Source organism: Vagococcus sp. JNUCC 83 (genome assembly GCF_053667615.1).
Genome location: NZ_JBSJXX010000004.1, coordinates 1 through 4,126, shown reverse-complemented (window position 1 = coordinate 4,126; position 4,126 = coordinate 1). Strand labels below are relative to the sequence as shown.

The 4,126-nt window shown below is 34.7% G+C and carries 3 protein-coding genes; 2 read left to right on the top strand and 1 reads right to left on the bottom strand.

Annotation, left to right across the window (positions count from 1 at the left end; translation table 11 throughout):
• Together JNUCC83_RS12410 and JNUCC83_RS12405 are read left to right on the top strand one after the other, a co-directional pair.
• A complete protein-coding gene (locus JNUCC83_RS12410; protein WP_454461402.1) occupies positions 1-1,548 on the top strand; it encodes a DNA/RNA non-specific endonuclease in 1,548 nt (515 codons plus the stop codon).
• A 12-nt stretch (positions 1,549-1,560) separates the two neighbouring features.
• Positions 1,561-1,980, top strand: a complete 420-nt coding sequence (locus JNUCC83_RS12405) for a hypothetical protein (RefSeq protein ID WP_454461401.1) — start codon at positions 1,561-1,563, stop codon at positions 1,978-1,980.
• A gap of 637 nt (positions 1,981-2,617) precedes the next feature.
• On the opposite strand, the gene JNUCC83_RS12400 is transcribed toward JNUCC83_RS12405, so the two are convergent.
• Entirely contained in the window at positions 2,618-3,535 is a 918-nt protein-coding gene (locus tag JNUCC83_RS12400; RefSeq protein ID WP_454461403.1) for a replication initiation protein, read from the bottom strand.
• Between the last annotated feature and the right edge of the window lie 591 nt (positions 3,536-4,126).

Here is a 4,126-nt window from a genome sequence, read left to right as displayed (position 1 = left end):
GTGAGTATTGATATGGATTTATCCGCCTCAAGAGCGCAAGCATCGAGTTTTAAACGAATGGCGGCGCAAAAGAAACAAGGCTATGATGAAATGGAACGTGCCATTAATCAGTTTGCCTTAAATAGTCCTATGCTAACGGGTGCTGCCTATGATGCGGCAAAAAGACATTATACTAATGTGTTAATTCCATTAGTTAAAGCAGGTCGTCTCTATACGGAGGCTGCAGAAAGAGCCGTTCAAAAGTTTCCTGAAGTATATGTCTCTCAAGTGGATAGTGTGAGCTTAAAAGAATCAGAATTAAATGATAAAATTAATAAACTACGTAAACAGATTGAAGCCAAAAAAGCCCAACAATCACAATTAAGACAGTTAGCATCGCAATTACCTTCCGAAGAAAGAGGGAGCGCTAGAAAAGCCCAACAGGGATTGTCCAATAGTATTGCGGCACTTGAAAAAGCGAAAAAGAAATTAGAGAAAAAGCGTGAAAAATTACGTGCTTTTCATCGGTCATCACGTGAGATTTTTTCTGACCTTGATAGCTTGGAGCAAGCCATTAATAAAGGGGCAGATGTTGCAGCTCATTCATTTAATGGATCAACGTTTGTCGCACCTAGTAAGAGTGATATGGACTGGTTAACGGATGTAAAAAACTATGAGAAGAAATTGGCAAAGCAAGAACTAGAAGATTTTAAAAAAGGACGCTCTAAACAATGGGTCTCTCATTTAGGTCGTTACTTGTATGTAAAGAGCCCGACGAATATTACGTCAGAAGAATTGCGAATGAATGAAAAATACAAAACGTCACTCTTTCCACCAAAGAAAGTCGAGACAGAACCAGATCTACTTACGGTCATTTTACAAGCGATTAAAGAGAACATTGACCCATTTACAGGAGATGAGTTAACGTTATATAAAAAAGCGAGTTTATCTTTATTAGCGTTGTCGTTAGCCATGCCTTCTGGAAAAGCGTCTGGAAAGTATAAAGCAAAATTAAGTCCAAAAGTTAAATTAAAGAATGGAAAATTAGTTGACCCTGTGACTGGTCAATCAATCAAAAATAAAAGTAGTGGGAAAAAATCAATCAAAAATAATCCCAATATATTGAGAGATGGTTCTCATTTAGAGAATGGAAAATTAAAACCAAATGTTAAATATGAAACAGGAGAGCATCCTTATGGTTATCAAACTGACACTCAAGGTAGGATTGTTCAAGCGAAGTCGGGGAAACTAAATTTAAAGATACATGAAGGAAGATTGACTCATGATTCTCAGACTCCAGGAAAAATTAAAGGGGACCATGCAGGGCATATATTTGGAGATAGGTTTGGTGGGTCACCTAATATAGATAATTTAGTATCACAAGCTCAAAAAGTAAATTTAAGTGAATATAAAAAACTAGAAAACATTTGGGCAAATGCTTTGAATGAAGGAAAAAAAGTAACCGTAGATATTAAGATAAACTATTCAAGTGGAGAACTTCGACCATCATCATTTGAGGTAAACTACACTATCGATGGAATAGATTTTTATAATTTTATACGAAATTAGAAAGGAAATAAAATGAATAAAAATTTTGCTGATGAATTTTTAAAAGTACAATCTAAAATGGTATCTTTGGCTTTAGAATTTGCTGAAAATAATGTGGATTATATATATATATATATATATAATTATAATAAAAATATTAGTTTCAATGCTTTTTTTAAGTTAAAAAATAAACTTTACACAACTAATAAAATGACAAAAGATAAGGATTTAATACGTCAATTTTTAAAATTAGGGGTAGATGATGTGCTTGAATTAGAAAAAAAATGTTATGAGTTTAATGAGCCTATACCTTCTGAATTGAAGATAATTTATAGTGCTAAAGAAAATGAATTTAAAGGTTCTTACAGATATGAAGAACAAATGAATGCTAAAGAAACGGATTCAGATTTATTTATGAAATGGTTTTATGAAGAGCAAGAAAATAAAAATTAAGTTATTTAACTGACTGCTTTACATAATCACCATTTTAAGAAGTACCACACTTACCAACACATTGAGACACTCACTTTGTGAATCACCAATGGTCTACCTCACATCAAAAAAAGGAATCCCGTTAACTTGGGATTCCTTTTTTGCGTTCCTTGTGAAACGACGCTGGGCGAAAAGTGTGAGTCATGTTATTCAATCAATCCATCAAATGATTCGCCCATAGGACAGCTAACTGAGTTCTTACAAAAGGTAAGGATGAACAGAAATTTTCGTTTTGCGAGCTTAGACAATGGATAGCCATTGTCGATATTTGCCACTTCCTCCACCTAAAACGAGAGTGAAGGTTGCGTCAATGGTTGGGGTATTCCCCAATCCCCTAGAGAGAAAAAGAGAGTCGCTTAAATCGTCCTTGAGAGCTCGTTTAAGGTCTTAAGAGGGAGTGGGAGACCTCTCACAACATCATGGACGAGAGACCCTCTCAGACATGAAAATGGGCCACATGCTAGCATGTGGCTTTGCTTGCAAAAGGTCATCCCTCCATAAACGTCACTGTAAAGAAAGAGGAAGAATCACACAAAGTATGGACTAACTTCGACTGACAAGTGAGTTAACTGAATCGGAGAAAAGAGAGCATGTCTGATTAAGAAAAACCGTTTTTGAGTTGCGACAAGAGCTCTTGTTTCCATGAATCATCTTCAGAGGATGTCGTTGATTGAGCATGGAAGTCTGTCTCATGTGTTCCTCGAGGGTACCCCAAGACTTTATCTTTTGCGAGCCACTTTTCTTTTTGAGTCAGCTCCGAGTTGTGGTCGATGTTGAATAATTTTTGTCGTAAGTCTTCGCGTTCCCCTTTAGAAAAATCATCTGCATTCTTTGCCTCAGGTTTAAACGAAAACTGATATCCAACGACAGGTTTCCCTCGACCCTTACCATATTTCTTTCGAATCGTAAGACCACGAAACAAAGGAGTTAATTCTTCTTTTATGGGTTTTAAAATAGTCCTGTCCACTTCACCTAAATTTTTTCTATAACTTTTAGGGACATCTAATAATTCGAAAAAGTCTTCTTTAGAAAAATAAGCATATCCCGTTGTACGGAATTGTTTCAATAGACGAAACATGGTTTTTGAGTAGCTACTTTGTAAATCGGTAAATTGTTTTAGAGAATAACGAACCCATTCATCTAAATTATTTAATAAAGGTATCGCTCTTTCATGGATCTGAATTTCAGCATAAGGCGTTTCTGATTTCCCCTTAATTTTAAATTCGTTAAACATAACAAATCGTTCACGTTCTAAACCGTCAAGACTTCTACGTCCAAATCTTAAATCCATTAATTTGTCATAAGTTGATTCCAAGTCGTCTATAAAACGATTATTTGCGGTCGGTTTATAATCACTTAAGTCTTTAAGTTGGTCAAATGAAAATCTAACAGACTTTTCTCCTTTATCACGCATTCTAGATATAATCGAGAAGAACAAGTTCATTTCTACTGGGGAAAATTTTCTCAAAGGAATAGTATTTAACTCTGTATGATATTTTACTAATTCATTCGGCAAAGAATCACTCCTTTCTAATATATGTAGTATTATAATGTAATCTATTAAAAAACTCCATAGATAAACAGACAAAACTCCATAGATAAACAGACAAAACTCCATAGATAAACAGACAAAACTCCATAGATAAACAGACAAAACTCCATAGAAACATTTCTGTATCCCTTGGGGCAGTAAGGGTCAATAGGTGTCTAAAAGAGGTTTAAAAGAGGTTTAAAAGAGATTATAAAAAAGGCACGCTATTTTTCCCACCTAAAAAAGAGTTCTTTTGATTAAATTGTTCTATGCGTAACATGAAAGGATATAAAAAAGGAGTGAGAGAAACCCACTCTCACATTTTACTTACGCAGTCGCTAAAGCTCCTTTGCAAAAAACAAAACCGTAATCAAAAAAAATTGGCTAAACTGAAGTAATAAACTCAACAGGAAAATAACCTTGTTATGTTTAAAACGTGTAGTTGTCTCTATTAATCGTCTTTCAGACGGTCAGGGCAAGCCCTAACAACCCAATAAAAAAATCTTTGAATCAGACTCTAAAACAAGGTATTGTTTACTTAATGATACTTATTCGAACGAAAAAAGGAGGAGTTTT